This is a genomic window from Caballeronia sp. SEWSISQ10-4 2 (assembly GCF_030464885.1).
GTDB lineage: Bacteria > Pseudomonadota > Gammaproteobacteria > Burkholderiales > Burkholderiaceae > Caballeronia.
Genome location: NZ_JALPRJ010000060.1, coordinates 1 through 15,663, shown reverse-complemented (window position 1 = coordinate 15,663; position 15,663 = coordinate 1). Strand labels below are relative to the sequence as shown.

Below are 15,663 nucleotides of genomic sequence, written 5' to 3'. Positions count from 1 at the left end.
GTTTTCTCGTTCAACTCCAGTGTTAGTTCGACAGCGACAGATACGGCGAACTCAGCGGCGCTGGCGGGAACGACAGTGCGCCGGTTTGTTTCGTGAAGCTGTACCGCACGTAAACGGCGGCCAGATATTCACGATACTGATACGCATTGCCAAGCGATGCCGTCGCCCCGACCGTGAGTTGCGGCGCGAGCTGGAACTCGCCCGTCGCGCTGAACGAATATGAGATGCCGGTCTTGGTGCTGCTGGCATAAGTACTACCGGTGGTTCCGGAAGTTCCGGGCTGAATGTTGCCGTTAGTCGGGAAATAATCCGACGCGTCCTGCCGGTAATGCTGCACGCCGATGGAACCCTTGACGTCGTAGGTGAACGGGCCAGCGCGGCCCATGTACTCGACCGGCAGGTTCAGGATCATGTACTGCTGCGGGCTGAAGTAACCGCCTTGGCCATAGGTGAAGTACGACAGGTTCTTGTTGTAGTGCATCAGCGTGGTGTTTACGCCGGCCATCAGCGTCTGGTTCCCGTCCTGGAACAGGCGCGTATAGAAACCACCGCCACCTTTTTCGGCGGTATTGCTCGCGACATTGTGGCCGTCGTAGTACTGGAACGCGAAATTCGCGTATACGCCGCTCGTGCCGTCGTCCCAGCCGAGATCCATGCGTGAGCCGTTGGACGTCACGCCGCCCCATTCCAGGTTTTGACCCGCGTCGCGCGTACCGGCGTAGGAGAGCAGGCTGTCCGTGACCGCGCGGCGGGCGACGGCGATCGAGTACGAGACCTTGTCAGTGATGCCGCCGTTGTACTGCGCACCACCGACCAGGTTTTCTTCGCGAAAGCCGAGCGGTGTGGTGCCGACATCGAGTTTGATTTTGTTTGTTTCGTATCCCACGGACAAGCCCACGCCGGTCGCTGTCTGGTCGCCGTAGTTGTTGACAAGAGTCGATGAGGCCAGCCCCGAGCCGAAACGCTTGAGCGTATCGGCGGTGGCTTGTGCCGTGCCTGCATCCAGCGTCACAGGCGTCGCCGTCACGACAATGTGCCCATTGCCGACCGCGATGCGACCCTGAACCGGCGCCTCGATATCCGTCAGGTTCGACAGTCCGTCTTCGCCCGTGCGTTGGCGGAAGATGACGCCGCCAGAAATCGTGCTGGACCGCGCGCGATTGATCTGCGCGAGTTCATCGGCGACACCTAGCGTTTGGGCGTTCGCCACGCTCACGGGGTTATTGCCCGCCATGCCGGAGTACGCCTGTTGCCCAGTTTGCACAGGCGCGTAGGCCTGTCCGTAACCGGCGGGCGGTTGTGGAATATAGGGTTGCCCGTAACCTTGGTTCGCGTACGCTTGCTGCTGTTGCTGCGGATACCCGTAACCCTGCTGCGCATACGGCTGCTGCGGGTAAGGCTGTTGCGTGTAGTCGGTCTGATCGGCTGGCCTGTTGTTACGTGACGCGGTTTGCTTGCGTGTCGAAGCACGTTTCGACTTCGCTGCGGGCGCGCTGGAGTACACACGCGGTTGCGACGACTGCGCGTACGCGTTCGCTTGCGCTTCGCGAGCGGCAGGCGACATGGGCCAGGGCGAGCTTATCGCGGCATCTTGCGCTGGATACGGCGCGTTGTACGGCTGCTGGTTTTGACCTTGATACGGCTGCTGAGGTTGCTGATATTGCGGCTGATATTGAGGCTGATACTGCCCCGCGTCCTGAGCCGGCCCTTGCCCCGGATACGGTTGCAACGGCGCTGCCGGACCACCCGACTGGCTCGATCCGGATGTATCGGGACCGTATCCACCGCTTGCCGCTACCGGGCGCGCAACGTTGCCCGGCGTCGAATAGGGCGCAACGTAAGGTGTCGAATAAGGCGCTGCTTGGGGCGGAGGCAAATAGTTCGGCACGTTCTGCGTCGGTGAAGAAGGCTGAGGATAAGAGGGCAGCCCGGGCATCGGCGATGTAGACCGCGAGAACACTCCGCTCAACAGGCCGGTCGGTGTGCCGGAAGCGCCCGTGTTCGTATCGACGGCGGTCTTGCCTTCGAACGGATTGGTGCCGGGCAGCGGCATCGAACCGATCCGCTGCATGGCCGATTCCCAGCCGCGCGGCACACTGGGTTGCGCACCCTGGCGAGTGTCACGCGGCGTTTGCTGGACGGGGGAATTCGCCGCGATCAACGCCTGTTGCAGATATCGCGATGCCAGCGATAGTTTGCCCTCGGCGTGATACATGCGGCCGGTCGCGGCGAGCACACGGGGATCGTCGGGCGCGGCGCGCAGCGCCTGGTTCGCAGTTGCTTCAGCAAACGAAAATTCTTTCGCACCCGACGCCGCGCCAATCGCCGCAACTTGAAAGCCGATGTCATCAGGACGGCGGGCCAGTGCCGCGCGATAACTCGCAAGCGCGCTGCGGTCATCGCCGGCTGAGCTGTACAAACGGGCCAGCGCACCTTGCAGATCGGGATTGTCGGGCGTCGCGGCAAGCCAGGGCGCAATCACGTCATACGCGCTCGCGAGGTCGCCGCGTTGCCGCACCGTATCCGCCTGTTTCACCACGATGCCGATGTTCAGGTTGTTGAAGTCGATACGCTGCTGCGGCGTGAGCTGCGAAGCCGCCAGCCGCCGCATGACCGCGCTCAGTTCGGCTTCTTGCTGCTGATTCGTCTGCTGGCCCGGCGCTGTGGGAATGCCCGTTAGGATGCCTGCGTATTGCAGCAGCAAGCCGGTATCGGCGGGCGCCTCGGCCATCGCGTTGCGCACCAGTGACAACGCGCGCACGGTGTCGCCTGCTTGCAGATACGACGACGCCAGCACGCCAATCAGTTCCGGGCTGCCTTGCGCGGTCGGCGTAGCAGCTTGCAAGGTCGCTTCAGCTTGCTGCGTCTGACCGGCGCGCGACATCCGGTTCGCGAGTTCGGCCTGGGCATGCACCCACAACCGGTGCTGCAGCAGGGTCATCGCCGGCGTGCGCTGGTTGACCGGAATCCGCTCCAGTTGCGACAACCCCGTCGTCCAGTCCTGCGTCTCGGCGGACAGCAGCGCGCTCGCGTAGAGCGCGTCGGTCATATCGGGATGCGTGGCGAGCAAACCGTCCATCATGCTGCGCGCATTGCCAACCGCGCCCTGACGCACATAGATGCGCGCGAGGTCGAGACGCATCCAGACATCGTCGGGATTGTTCAGCAGTGCATCTTCGAACAGGCTGCGCGCCGCACCCAGGTCACCGCGTGCTTCCGCAGCACGCGCTTGCGCTGCCTCCGCTTCGCCGCGCAGCTTGTTGATGCCGCCGGCCTTCGCTTGCTGTTCCGCATTCAACTGGTTCGCGAAAGCAAGCGCTTCGTCGCCGCGGCCTTGCGCGGCGAGCGCGCCGACGAGTCCGCGAATCGCGTCGGGATTGTCGGCCTGACGGCGCAACGCCATCCGGTAAGCCTGTTCCGCGCCGCGCGGGTCGCCGCTATTGAGCAGCGTTTCGCCGAGCATGGTCTGGGCGGTAGTGTCCGACGGATTCAGGGCGATCGCGCGCTCGAACATCGATTTCGCCTTCGCGATTTCGCCATTGCTGCGCGCGCCGATACCGGCGCTCGTATAACTCCAGTAAGTCGCGCTGGTGAGCGCGTCCTTCCAGCGCGCTGGATTGCCAGCACGCGATGCGCGCTCGAGATACGTACGCGCTTCGTCGAATTTTTCTTGCTTCAAAGCGGCGATGCCCATGCCGCCGAGCGCATCGCCGTCGTTCGGGTTATTCGCCAGCACGGCCGAAAATCGTGCGCGCGCCGCGACGATATCGCCACGATCCAGCGATGCAAAACCATCGGCGACGGCACGTCCCCGGGCATCGACGGCAGCATCCGCTTGCGCGCGTTCGCGGGCTTGCTTGTCCTGCTGCACCATCGAATCGAAACGCGCCTTGACGGCGGGGTCATCGGGCGACGCTTGCAAATAGGCTTGATAGAGCGGGGCGTCGGATGCTCGTGCGCCGAGCCACAGCAGCGCCTGGCGCCAGCTTTTCTTGGCTTGCTCGCCGACCGTGCTGTCGCTGCTCAACTGCTCAAGACGGGCGATGCCGTCGCGCCGCGTCGTGTCGCGGTAGGTCAGGTGCTGCGCAAGCGCGAGCGCATAACGCGGATCGTTAGGGTTCTGGCGCGCGAGCTGCGTCAGGCCCTGGCGCGCCTGGTCCCAGCCCTGCGGCGTGGCGGCGAGCGCCTGGTAATACTCGAGCGTGAGTTCGGGCGTGGCGGGCTTGCCGTCGATCGCACGTTGATATTCCTGCACCGCCGACGCGTTCTGCCCGCTTTGCGCGAGCCGCCGGGCGTCGTTCACGGTCTGGTCGCGCGGGCTGGTTTCGCCCAGCCGCCGGCCGAGTTCATCGATATTCGGATACTGCGGCGCCACCGCCCGCAGGCGCTGGAGATACTGCTGCGCACCGCTGCCGTCCTTGCGGTCCGAGAGGATGATGCCCATGCCATAGAGCGCGTCGGGCTGCTTCGGGTCGATACGCAGCACTTTCTGCCACGCCTGCTCGGCCAGATCCCCCCGGCGATGCGCCTGCCAGTAGCGGCCCTGATCGATCAGCACGGTCAGCGGCGCGTTCGCGCTGGCAGCAGCGCCAGTAGCGCCCGCACCCGCAGTGGCCGCGCTGCTGGCGGCTTGCGCAAACGCGCTCAGCGGCACGTTGGCGACACAACCGGCTGCGAGACTCAGCGCAATCGCGCGCGCGCGCGCGTGCGGTTTGATTAAACACAGGGGCCGTTTCAACATGCGCTTCTCCAGCTCGGCACGAGTCGGCCGGCTTCGTCGAAACGGTATCGGCCTTCTATAAATCCGGCGCCGAACAAGCCCAGCACCCGGTCGTAATAAACCGGTTCACGGTTCGGATTTGGGGGCGGCGCAGCTGACGGTGCAGCGACAGGCGCATCGAGCGCCGCGAGATGCGCGCGGGCGAGGCCAAGGCTGCGATCGTCGCCGAGCGTTTTGAAGTACGGTGCGAGCGCGGCCCAGTAACTGAGCGGGCCTTCGCCGCTCGTGACGCCGGTCGCCACGTTCACGCGTTCCGGCGGATAACCGCTTTGCGTGATGGCCTGGCGCATGCCGCCCAGTGCCGCGAGCCACGGCTTGCTGAGCGGATCGGCACTGGATGCAAGCCCGGCCCAGAGATAAACGCGAATCGCGTCGTAGCTGCCGGTGTCGCGGTTCTGAGGATCGACGACAAACTGCCCCGCCTTGTACGCCGCCCAGTCGGGAGAAAAGCCGCGCGGCGCGGTGGTGGCCACGAGCTTGTAGCCATTCTCCGCAAGCTGGTTCCACGGTCCGTCCGGCATGTCGCGAGCGAGGCCGCGCAGCACCGGCAGCGGCGAATAGCTCGGATTGAGACGCGTCACGTCGCCCGTTGTGAAACCTTGCGGACCGGGCAGCAGCATCGGTCCAAGGCCCGCGAGATTCGTCACTTCATGGCGCACGATCTGAGCCGCGAGGGCCAGACCCAGTTGCATATAACTGCGCTCGTTCCAGAGACGTCCGGCTTGCAGCAGATCGTAGGCGATCCACAGATCGGAATCGGAGGCGGAATTCGGATCGAGTACGCCGAACGAGCCGTCCGGCTTCTTGCCCCATTGCCATGACGGCAGCCGGACGTTGCCCGGCTCGAACTGATTTGCCGCGAGGTTTGTGCGGGTCCAGGCGAGCAGCCGGTCGAAGGTCGCGCGGTCGTTGGCGACCAGGGCGAAGAACATGGCGTACGACTGGCCTTCGGAGGTTGTCTGCTGCATGGGGGTGGAGTAATCGATCACGCGGCCATCGGCCTGCACGAAGCGTGCTGTGAACGTCCGGTACGCCGTCCAGTCGGTGCATCGCGGGGCCGCCGCTGTGGACGCGTGAGCGCTGAAAATGGAACCCATGCCGGTCAGCGCCAGCGCCAGAATTGCTGTCTTCGATCCACGTCTGAAACCAGCCTGCATATCAATCCCTCAAACGGCGCGCGGCAATGGCGCGCAGCGACCGGTAGAACAGTGCCGCGATGATGATGGCCGCGAGCAAACCGCTGAACACCAGCAAGAGCGGATGCGACGACAACGCCCAGCGCATGTATTCGAACGGCGACAGACTGCCGACGTAATATGCCTGGCCATTCGATGTCACCGTCACGTCGCGCCCGTGAATCACGGCCATGGCGCCCTGGATCTCGGGCAGCACGTCGTTGTCGAGCAAGGCAGCGGACAGGTCGGCATCGGACTGTCCTGCTGCGCTGATGAGCGCCACTGCGCTGCGGTTGCTCTTCAGCGGCGACTCGAAGCCGGTGATGAGCGCGTCGCCGTTGGAACTCACGAGCGTCAGGTCGGCACGTGCCGGCAGGCGTTCCACGCCGCGCTCGCCGTGCCACCAGTCGACCACCTTGAACGCCACGTCGGAGAGTTCGAAGTTGCGTGACTCGCCATCGCCGGAGAAGGGCATCTGCTTCGCCCAGCGCTGCAAGAGCGGCTGGCGGCCGGGCGAGCCGAGGATCAGGAGGTCTTTGTCGGCGAGGTTGTCGACCTGATCGGCCTGGGCAACGGTCACGCCGGCCACCGGATAACCCGTCGATGCCCCCATGCGTCCCATCTCCAGCAGATACAGGCTGAAGTCGGCCGAGTTGGGATCGTTCGGCATGATCACCGCCGTCTCCGACAGATCGGCCATGCGCGTGAACGGGAAACCGCCATTGGCGAACGCGGCGAGGTCGGGCAGCGCCATGTAGTGCGGAAAGCCCGACAGGTCGATGGTTGAATTCGGATCGATGGAACCCACCACGTTGTCGAGCACGCGGCCCTGGCATTCGCCGGTCTTCGGATAGTCGTAGTAAAAGTGCAGACGCAACTGCGAGCGCGGGGTGAGCAGCAGCGGCGGCACGTAGATCTCATGCCGCGCGGCGGCGGTCCTGTCGGGCAGCACACGGTTGAAATAGCGGCCGAGATCGAACGTGGACGTGGCGACGGCAGGAATCCGCAGCGACTGCACGAAACCGTCGTTCACGTTGATGTTCAGCGTCGACCGGTCGAGCGCGGGACGCACCGTGTAGCGATACCCCAAATCAATCGGCACGCCCTTGGTCTGCCACATGAACAGGTCGGGCGGCACGCGCAGGTTCACGCGCACGGCGTCGGCGTTATAACCGGTCACCGACAGATCGCGTGCTTCGGCCAGTTCGCCGAAACGCACCGGGCGGTCGGTCGGCAGCCAGTTTGGCGCGTCGTAGGGTTTGCGCGGGGCGAAGTCGTTCAGTTGCGTGATGGTCACGCTCGTCCCGGACAAGGTGTTCTGGCCGATGCCGAGCGCCTTCGCTGCGGTCTTCAGTTCGGCGTCGTTGCGGCCCATCACGAGCAGCAGGCGGCCGCGTGAAGGCGTGTCCCGATCCACCACGGCAATAGTTGGGCCGGAGATATCGGGAATCTTCATGCCAGCGGGGTGCTGGTCGCCGGTGGCGAACACCACGGCATTACCGGAGAGCGGCACGTTGTCGATCTGCGCCGGAAACACCGCGCCGCGATAACCGCTCAGCGATCCAAACCACGACGCCACGGCGCCTGCTGCTTCAAGCGTAGCCGCGCTCGGTTTTTGCGGGAACACGAACGGCAGTTCGAGGCGGCGGACATCGCGGCGATCGAAGAAAGGCGCGGGTAACGCGGCGAGATCAGGCTTGCTTTCAAGCGATGCATACGTCAGGTCGAGCGAACTCGCGTTGCTGACGGTTGCCCACAGCGTGGAGTTCGACGGGTCCTCGCATTGCTGCGTGTAGTGGCCGATCAACTGCACATTCACGTGATTGAATTCGGTGATGAAGCGCGGGTCGATGGACACATCGCGCGCAACCAGGATGCCGGCCTGTTCGCGCGGCACCGGCAGCGTCGCGGCGACTTCGCCGTTGACCAGCACCTTGAGTTGCGAAATCGACGGCAGCAGCGAGGGCGAATAGCTGTAGATCAGATGCAGCACCGCGCTGGTCACGACTTCATCGCCACGAACCGAGAACGGCACGCCATTCTGGCCGTCGGTGCCGCGCAGCTGCAGCGGATCGAGCGCGCCCAGGTCGGTGAACGTGAGTGTCTGGCGACGGCCGCCGGGCACCAGCGTGCCGGGCTCGGCCGTGGTGGGCGTTCTGGATCCGAGGGTGCGCACGGCCGCCACGGCCGATGCACCGGATGTTGCCGAAGCTGCCTGCGCGAACGCCGGGACGGGCACGGCGAGCGCTGGCTGCTCGATTGTCGCCTTGTTGAGCGGCGCGGCGGCGCCTGGCGGAGGCACGGCGCCTACGCCGGTTGCGGTCCCGCTGGTAGACGCGCTGGCGGTCCCGCTGGCGGACGCGCTGGCGGCCGTGTGCGCCGGAGTATTGGCCGTCGCCGCTGCGCTCGCCAGTGACGCGAGCGGCACGGCCAGCGCCGTTTGCAACGCGAGCCAGCAAGCCAGGCTGCGCATCAGGGCACGGGGAATGGGGCGGGAGCTGAACGGGGTGAAAACCGTCATGTCCTGTTCGCCTCGTTTGTTGTCAAGGCGCAGCATCGAAATTCCCTTACCCATGTCAGTCTTTGGTCTTCAGTTTTTTAACGTCAGGCGAACGAGTCGTCAGCCAGTTGCGGGCGTCGACGAAAAGGTGCTCGAACAACGCGCCGATCCCGCCCATGCCTACCACCAGCACATGTCGCAAGCCGCGCAGCGGTGCGTCCGGGGTGCGTCCTTCGGACCAGTTGGTCCAGGCATCGGCGCGGGCGAAGGTGGTCTTCACGAACTCGAATTCCTGTTCGCGCGTGAGTGCCGAAAAACGCAGTCCCACACGCCCGACAGCGGTGAAACCGACGGTCGCCGGGAACGCATATTCTTCATCGCCGCGAAATAGCGAGACCGTGACTTTCTCATGCAGGGGTACTTCCAGGTCGCCAGGCAGCCTCACGCCCACGCCGCCCTCCGAGTAGTCCATGGTTTCGCAGGCGAGGGTGCGGCCCGTCGAGAACTTGAGCATCACGGGCATCTTCATCTCCACCCGATGCGTCGTGCGCACTTGCCGGCGCTCACTCGCGGCCGCGACGCTCGCGCCGAGGATCAGCATGTTGTAGGTGGTCCACGCGAGATTCAGCAGGACCGTGTTCACTTCGCTGCTTACGTCCCAGTGCAGGTAGATGTTCACGATCCCCGCGATAAACCCGAGCAGGTTCAGCACCAGCAGGATCAGGTACGGGCGTGAGATGGCGTAGTCGAAGTAATCCTTCGATATCTGGCCGCCTTTCGCCGTCACGTTGAACTTGCCGAGCTTCGGGTTGATCAGCGCGAGCAAGGTAGGCGCGGTGATGTACGACGCCAGCACGGACTCATAGACTTCGGCCCAGAACGAATGCCGGAACGAGCGCTGCATGCGCGAGTTCGTGACGCTCGCGTGCATCATGTGCGGCAGCGCAAAGATGGCGATGGTGCCGGCCGCCGCGTGGATCACGTGCGCCCCGAAAAACAGATACGACAGCGGCGCCGTGAGGAACACAAGACGCGGGATGCCGTAGAAGAAGTGCATCATCCCGTTGAGATAACACAGCCGCTGGCCGAGCTTGAGACCCTTGCCGGTAAGCGGGTTATCGATGCGGAAAATCTGCGTCATGCCGCGCGCCCATCGAATTCGCTGCCCGATGTGGCCGGACAGGCTTTCGGTGGCAAGCCCCGCTGCCTGCGGGATCGCGAGATACGCGGTGGTATAGCCGAGACGGTGCAGCTTCAGCGCCGTATGCGCGTCTTCCGTCACTGTTTCAATCGCAATGCCGCCGATCTCTTCCACCATCGTCCGGCGCAGCAGCGCGCACGAGCCGCAGAAGAAGGTCGCGTTCCAGAGGTCGTTGCCGTCCTGTACCAGCCCATAGAACAACTCGCCTTCGTTCGGCACCTTGCGGAAGGTGCCGAGATTGCGTTCGAACGGGTCAGGCGAGAAGAAGTGGTGCGGTGTTTGCAGCATCGACAGCTTCTTGTCGCGCAGAAACCAGCCGAGGCCGATCTGCAGGAACGAGCGCGTAGGAATGTGATCGCAGTCGAAGATCGCGAGATATTCGCCCTTCGTGATCTTCAGCGCTTCGTTGATATTGCCGGCCTTCGCATGCCGGTTGTGCGTGCGGATCGTCCAGGTGACGCCGACCTCTTCGCAGAACGCCTTGAACTCGGGACGGCGGCCGTCATCGAGAACATGGATCGAGATCTTGTCCGCCGGATAGTCGATGGCAAGCGCCGCGTAGATGGTCGGCTTGACCACGCCGAGCGGCTCGTTATACGTCGGGATGAAGACGTCGACGGTCGGCCATTCATCGCGGTTTTCCGGCAGGGGCAGCGGCTTGCGTTGCAGCGGCCAGGCGGTCTGGAAATAACCGAGCATCAGCACGATCGCCGAGTAGACCTCGGCCGAGACCAGCAGCAATCCCCACGCGGCGTCGAGCGGACGTTCCCAGACGGTCGTCTCGGTCAGCCGCCAGTACATGTAGCGGCCGGTGACCGCCACCGACAGCATGATCATCACCAGCGTGGCGTACTGGCCGCGCAGACGCCGGAACGCGAGTGCGAACGCAAAGCAGACGCACGCGAACGCCAGTTGCTCGGCGAACGCGAGCGGCACCGTCCAGACGAAGTACATCGTCGTGAGGGCGAACAGGGTGAGCAGCGTCGTAAAGATCCGGCTGCTCCAGATGCGTGAATCGACGAACTGTTCCAGCCGCGACGGAACTTCGTCGGCCTCGGACAATGGCCGTGCGCGTGGCTTGCTCATGCGACGCTCCTTGGCGAGAGCTGCGTGGAATCGATTGCATGGGTGAGCCATTCGCCACACGCGCGAAGGTCGGCGGCGGCCTGGCTCAACGGGTCGTAGTGAATCAGCGTGGTGTCGCAGGCAAGCGATTCGCTCACGCCTTCGTCCAGATGGATGACGCCCGGGAACAGCTTGTTGCCGAGCAGGTTGCGCAGCACCTTGAGCACGTCCTTCGTCAACTGCCGCGACTGGTCCACCTGGTTCACCACGTACCCCGTGCCAACGAAGTTCGCACGCGGCGTGGCGTAGGCGTCGATCATGCGTTCCATCTGCGGGATGGCCGCGTACGAAGCGGCATCGGCCAGGACCACGTTCAGCGCGAAGTTCGACGCGCAGAGGGCCGTGCGCGTGTAGACCGAGGACCCCGGCGGGGTATCGACTATGACGATGTCCGCGGCATCGAGTCCCAGCTTGTCGAGCGCTTGCGCGAACCATTGCGGGTCGCGGTCGATGTGCGCCTCGAAGCGGCGGCGATCGTCTTCGACCACCGCGCCGTACGGCAAGACCGTGACGCCGTCGACGCCGTCGAACATCACGGTTTGCCATGCGTCTCCGGCGAGCGTGGCGCGCGAGAGACCGTCGATGCTGTCGAGCGGAATGCCGAAATGCAGGCGCAAGGCGTTCTGTGGATCGAGGTCGAGCGCGATGACGCGCCGCCCGCGTGCGGCGAGCACCGAGGCCAGGTTCGCCGCGAGCGTGGTTTTACCGACACCGCCCTTGGCCGAGACGACGGTGATGACTTTCATGACGGTGAGTTGCGCTTGGCGAGCCACGAACCGGCGACTGGGGCCGGCGCTTTCAGCGGCGAGTTGACGGGTGCGGGAGCCGCTGCTGACACGACAGGTTCGCGCAGACGCTGGAACATTGCCTCCAGCAAATCCGGCGGCGGGGCGCTCATTTGTGCGGCAGGCTGAGCTTGCGCTTGCGGCCGGAACAGCTTGCCGAGGATCGATTGGGGTTTGGGTTCAGGCTCTGGCGCTGGGGCGGTCACTGCTACCGGTGTTGGCACGCGCGGCAATGACGGTGATTTGACAGCAGGGCGCGAGCGTTGCAGCGCCGCTGCGAAGCCAGTGACTTCGGTGACTTCGGCAGGCGTGGATACAGGCACCGGCGTAGCGAGTGGCTGCGAGCGCGGTTGCGGCTGCTGTGGCTGTTGTGCTTGTTGCGGCCTCAACAATGTTTGTGACAGAGGCTGCAGGGGCGGTTGCGGCTGTGCGGCGACGACCGGCACGGCTGGGGCTTCCGCTTGCTCCGCGTTCGAGGTCTCTTCGACCACATCGGCCAAAGCCGAAAAGCGCGCTGCACCCACTGGCGCATCCGGCAGCTTCACGTTGGCGACCGGCGGAACCGTCTTACGATGAGCGCGCGCAAACAGCGGCGGTTTGCCGCGGTTGACCGGCGCCGCGCCCGGCGGTTGGGTCAGACTGTTCGGCACGCTGCGATGCTCGCCGGAGCGATCGTGCGTCTGCGGCAGCAGGCTATCGCGGCGAGGCGCGATGTTCGGAATAGATGGCTGCGAGAGGTCGAGTGTTGCGAGCAGCGGCCAGCGCGTGCGGGCGTGAATAGCCTCGTTTTCGCGGCCGATTTCCTGATAATTGCCGGCATCACCGCCAAATTTGTCGAACAGCTTCTCAATATCGCGCGAAGGGTTCATGTGCTGCGTCCTCGTACTCTCGGTTGTACTTTGGCCCGTGCCTCGACGCTCACTGGCCAGTGGCGTCTCGCGCTTTTCGGCGCCGATGCGGGCAATGCCTGATTGACTGCCTGATCCGATGCCGGACCGATACTGCATGAGTCAGGGTTACGTGAACACCAGATTCAGCTTCCGGCTTGACCAGCAAGCCGGATCTGGCCTCAGTTGTTATCTCAGTTGCTATAACGGCCAAGCCTGAACTCGACTGCAGCGCTTTCGTCGAACTCGCCTGCTTGTACGACCGACAATCCTTGCGCGCCGAGCGCGCTTAACCATTCCTGATACGCACCTTCTAGAAACGCGGGGGTCCACGGAAGCGCGTTCGCGCCGAACGCGAGCAACGGCGGGCAACAATGGACGATGCGCAGATAATCCGGCTCGTCGCCCACTTCGACAAACCCCCAGTCGACGTCATTCCAGACCGCATTCAACGCGGCGCCGAGTTCGGGCGTGGTGCCGCACGGCGGCAACGGGTGAGCGGCGGCAAAACGGCGTCCTACCCGCTGCATTAACTGACGGAGCTCGTCGCGACCGATCTGGGTGTCGAACTCTTCCGCGAGGGCGACCAGTACGCCACGCCATTGCGAAGAAATTTGCCGATCCAGCAGATAGTCGAGAGTCATGGCCATGGTGTTAGAGGGAGAAAGCTTTCAGCTAAATGAACGCGAAAATAGCGATACCGGCGTAACCAGTAGTAATTACACTACGCCCTCATGCAAGGACGGTAATAGTGATACGGCTTATACCTTGTAAGCCGGGAGTCTACTTCAAGGCGATTTGTTTTTGCCACTTAACGCAGATTAGCAAATAGTTCTGTGGTTAAAGCCGCAAACAGAGGGCAAAAAATCCGTTATGTCCAGCTTATGTAGCATCCAGACAATTAGCGCAAACGTTTAATCAACAAATTAAATCGTCAGTTTAATCTTGCGTCGCACGCTTGTGTCGCGAAGTTGGCGCGAGTGCGGAGCACGTCCTTCAAGAGTCGCGGCGGGATTGCCTGAACAGGGTTTCGTGTTCTGCAGCTTCAATCAGACGTTCAAGTTCAACGCGGACATGTTCGCGATCTGGTGCCGTCTGCTGTTGGCTATTCCGCAGAGCGTGCTGTGGTTGCTGAAGCCCCCAATCGATGAGGCCGCCGAGAATTGGCGACGCTTCGTTGCAGCACGCGGCATCGATTCGACACGTCTCGTTTTTGCAGAGAGGTTGCCGCAAACGGAGCATCTCGCGCGGTTGCAGTGGGCGGACCTGGCGCTCGACACCTTTCCGTGCGGATCGCACACGACCGGCAGCGATGCACTCTGGGCCGGCGTGCCGATGGTTACCCGGCCTGGAACGTTGTTCGCCAGCAGAGTGGGGGCGAGCCGTGTTCATGCCGTCGGGCTGGAAGAACTTGTAGCAGCGGATGACGAAGTCTACTTTCAGCTCGCTCTTTCGTTAGCCCGTGACCCCGCCAGGCTTGGTTGCATGCGTTCACGATTGATCTCGCAGCGCCTTTCCTGTCCGCTGTTTGACACCCGGCAATTTACCCGCGACCTTGAGCGCTTGTATGGCGCGATGTGGTTGCGCGAGGCGAGCGGCGGGGATCATCGCGGGGAGCCATTGGTACTGGAAGCGCAGGGTTGAACACGTCAGGCGCCGGTCAGCTTGGAAGTTCGTGTTCTGGCGACGGCGCATCCATACGGGCGTCGAGCGCCTGAGAGTTTCCTCTGAGGAGATAGCCCGATCCCCTTGTTATCCAATGTGTGGGTGAGCGCGCATTGCATGCCGGTCAGGCAACCTATGATTTCCGGACTCTGCCAAAGCTGCTTACCAGACGGGGACACAATGAACATCGACGTATCGGCGCCTGCATGGTTTGCCGAACATCTGGACGCCGGGTTCGCCGCCGATCCGCTGCCAAGCTTGTCCGCCGCGGATATCGACTCGCTGGCGCGAGCCATGGACACCACCGGTTTCGCCGTTCTGCACGACGTGATCGCGGCGCCGCTGATCGAGAGCATGCGGGTGTACGTCGACGGTGAGCTGAAGCGGCGCAAGGTCGAATATCTTGGTTTGGCCGGCCCGGACTGGATACTGGACAGCCCGCTCGCGGCGCTCTCGACGTCTGCGGCATTGCACAAGGTGCTCGAGGGGCTGTATAGCCACGAGATGAAGCAAGCGCCCCTCGAATCACGCATTGCCACGTCCATCCGCGCGCTGTCAGGCGGCACGGGCGCCAAACATTCCTGGCTCTTTCATTATGATTCGTACGTGGTCACCGCGCTGATTCCGCTGCAGATCCCCGATGGTGAAGGAGAACTGCCCGGCGACCTCGTGATGTACCCGAACCTGCGCGGTGTGCGGCGGCGGCCTGTGTTCAACATCGTCGAGAAGCTGATTGTCGAAAGTCCGCTCGCTTGCCGCTTGTGGAAGAGAGGCGCGGTGCAGCGGGCGATGTCGGCGCGCACGGTACGCATGCGGCCGGGCAATATCTATTTCTTCTGGGGAATGCGTTCACTGCACGCTAACGAGCCGTGCCTGCCAACCAGCGTGCGCTGCACCGCGCTGTTCCATTTCGGCGATCCTCACGCGGGCAGCCTGTTCAAGCGGCTGAGCGCGCGGCATCATCAGGCGCGCTTGCGCCGGTTAAGCCGCGCTGCGGCGAAGTAAGCCGATTGAGCCGATCAGACCGACTGTGTCGAACCACGCGAGCGGACGGCGGCAGCCAGGCGCCTCACATCGTCAGCAAGAAAGCGATCACCGCATAACGTGCCGTTTTTGCGATCGCCACGATCAGCAAGAACGACCACAAGGGCTTGCGTAAAACGCCCGCGATCATGGTCAACGGATCGCCGATCACCGGCGTCCAGCTCAACAGCAGCGTCCAGCGCCCGAAGCGCCGGTACCACTGCTCCGCACGTTCGAGCGCGCGCGCCTTGATCGGGAACCAGCGGCGCTCGCGCAGCTTTTCGATCGATCGTTCCATCGCCCAGTTGATGGTCGAGCCCACCACATTACCCACGCTTGCCACCGCGACGAGCATCCAGACCGGCTGCTTGCCGGCGATCAGCAAACCCGCCAGCAATGCCTCGGACTGGAGCGGAAAGAGCGTCGCCGCCACCAGTGCAACCGAGAAAAGCCCGCCATATACAGTTGACGTCCTCGCGGCCCTAAAGGACCGGGATTCCTTCTGCAAGACGGCCACGTCCG

At 63.6% G+C, this 15,663-nt stretch carries 10 protein-coding genes; 2 read left to right on the top strand and 8 right to left on the bottom strand.

Annotated features, from left to right (window positions below):
* Positions 1–22: 22 nt before the first annotated feature.
* From M0D69_RS31375 to bcsD, 7 genes are all read right to left on the bottom strand, one after another.
* Positions 23–4,741: a cellulose synthase subunit BcsC-related outer membrane protein gene (locus M0D69_RS31375; RefSeq protein ID WP_301785733.1), complete on the bottom strand. Its 4,719-nt coding sequence runs from the start codon at positions 4,739–4,741 to the stop codon at positions 23–25.
* Positions 4,735–5,877, bottom strand: a complete 1,143-nt coding sequence (gene bcsZ, locus M0D69_RS31370; RefSeq protein ID WP_301785766.1) for a cellulose synthase complex periplasmic endoglucanase BcsZ — start codon at positions 5,875–5,877, stop codon at positions 4,735–4,737. The genes M0D69_RS31375 and bcsZ overlap by 7 nt, the downstream gene beginning before the upstream one ends.
* 61 nt (positions 5,878–5,938) lie before the next feature.
* Positions 5,939–8,476 (bottom strand): cellulose biosynthesis cyclic di-GMP-binding regulatory protein BcsB, encoded by a 2,538-nt coding sequence (gene bcsB / locus M0D69_RS31365; RefSeq protein WP_301785732.1) that lies wholly within the window; start codon positions 8,474–8,476, stop codon positions 5,939–5,941.
* 55 nt (positions 8,477–8,531) lie between these two features.
* On the bottom strand, positions 8,532–10,742 hold the full coding sequence (gene bcsA / locus M0D69_RS31360) for a UDP-forming cellulose synthase catalytic subunit (RefSeq protein ID WP_301785731.1): 2,211 nt from the start codon (positions 10,740–10,742) through the stop codon (positions 8,532–8,534).
* On the bottom strand, positions 10,739–11,527 hold the full coding sequence (gene bcsQ, locus M0D69_RS31355) for a cellulose biosynthesis protein BcsQ (protein WP_301785730.1): 789 nt from the start codon (positions 11,525–11,527) through the stop codon (positions 10,739–10,741). The genes bcsA and bcsQ overlap by 4 nt, the downstream gene beginning before the upstream one ends.
* A complete protein-coding gene (bcsP, locus tag M0D69_RS31350) occupies positions 11,524–12,435 on the bottom strand; it encodes a cellulose biosynthesis protein BcsP (protein WP_301785729.1) in 912 nt (303 codons plus the stop codon). Before bcsP ends, bcsQ begins: the two co-directional genes overlap by 4 nt.
* A gap of 212 nt (positions 12,436–12,647) precedes the next feature.
* Positions 12,648–13,103: a cellulose biosynthesis protein BcsD gene (bcsD, locus tag M0D69_RS31345; RefSeq protein ID WP_047897512.1), complete on the bottom strand. Its 456-nt coding sequence runs from the start codon at positions 13,101–13,103 to the stop codon at positions 12,648–12,650.
* Positions 13,104–13,413: 310 nt separating this feature from the next.
* Here bcsD and M0D69_RS31340 point away from each other — a divergent pair, with 310 nt between their 5' ends.
* Entirely contained in the window at positions 13,414–14,097 is a 684-nt protein-coding gene (locus M0D69_RS31340) for a hypothetical protein (RefSeq protein ID WP_301785765.1), read from the top strand.
* Positions 14,098–14,298: 201 nt separating this feature from the next.
* Positions 14,299–15,123, top strand: coding sequence for a hypothetical protein (locus M0D69_RS31335; RefSeq protein ID WP_301785728.1), 825 nt, complete (start codon positions 14,299–14,301; stop codon positions 15,121–15,123).
* A gap of 64 nt (positions 15,124–15,187) precedes the next feature.
* Here M0D69_RS31335 and M0D69_RS31330 read toward each other — a convergent pair whose 3' ends face one another.
* Positions 15,188–15,658 (bottom strand): YqaA family protein, encoded by a 471-nt coding sequence (locus tag M0D69_RS31330; RefSeq protein ID WP_301785764.1) that lies wholly within the window; start codon positions 15,656–15,658, stop codon positions 15,188–15,190.
* Positions 15,659–15,663: the final 5 nt, after the last annotated feature.

Bases quoted from the DNA above. Each gene is read 5' to 3' on its own strand.
- bcsA (WP_301785731.1), bottom strand. From the start codon at position 10,742: ATGAGCAAGCCACGCGCACGGCCATTGTCCGAGGCCGACGAAGTTCCG.
- M0D69_RS31335 (WP_301785728.1), top strand. From the start codon at position 14,299: ATGAACATCGACGTATCGGCGCCTGCATGGTTTGCCGAACATCTGGAC.
- M0D69_RS31375 (WP_301785733.1), bottom strand. From the start codon at position 4,741: ATGTTGAAACGGCCCCTGTGTTTAATCAAACCGCACGCGCGCGCGCGC.
- bcsP (WP_301785729.1), bottom strand. From the start codon at position 12,435: ATGAACCCTTCGCGCGATATTGAGAAGCTGTTCGACAAATTTGGCGGT.
- bcsD (WP_047897512.1), bottom strand. From the start codon at position 13,103: ATGGCCATGACTCTCGACTATCTGCTGGATCGGCAAATTTCTTCGCAA.
- bcsB (WP_301785732.1), bottom strand. From the start codon at position 8,476: ATGACGGTTTTCACCCCGTTCAGCTCCCGCCCCATTCCCCGTGCCCTG.
- bcsQ (WP_301785730.1), bottom strand. From the start codon at position 11,527: ATGAAAGTCATCACCGTCGTCTCGGCCAAGGGCGGTGTCGGTAAAACC.
- bcsZ (WP_301785766.1), bottom strand. From the start codon at position 5,877: ATGGGTTCCATTTTCAGCGCTCACGCGTCCACAGCGGCGGCCCCGCGA.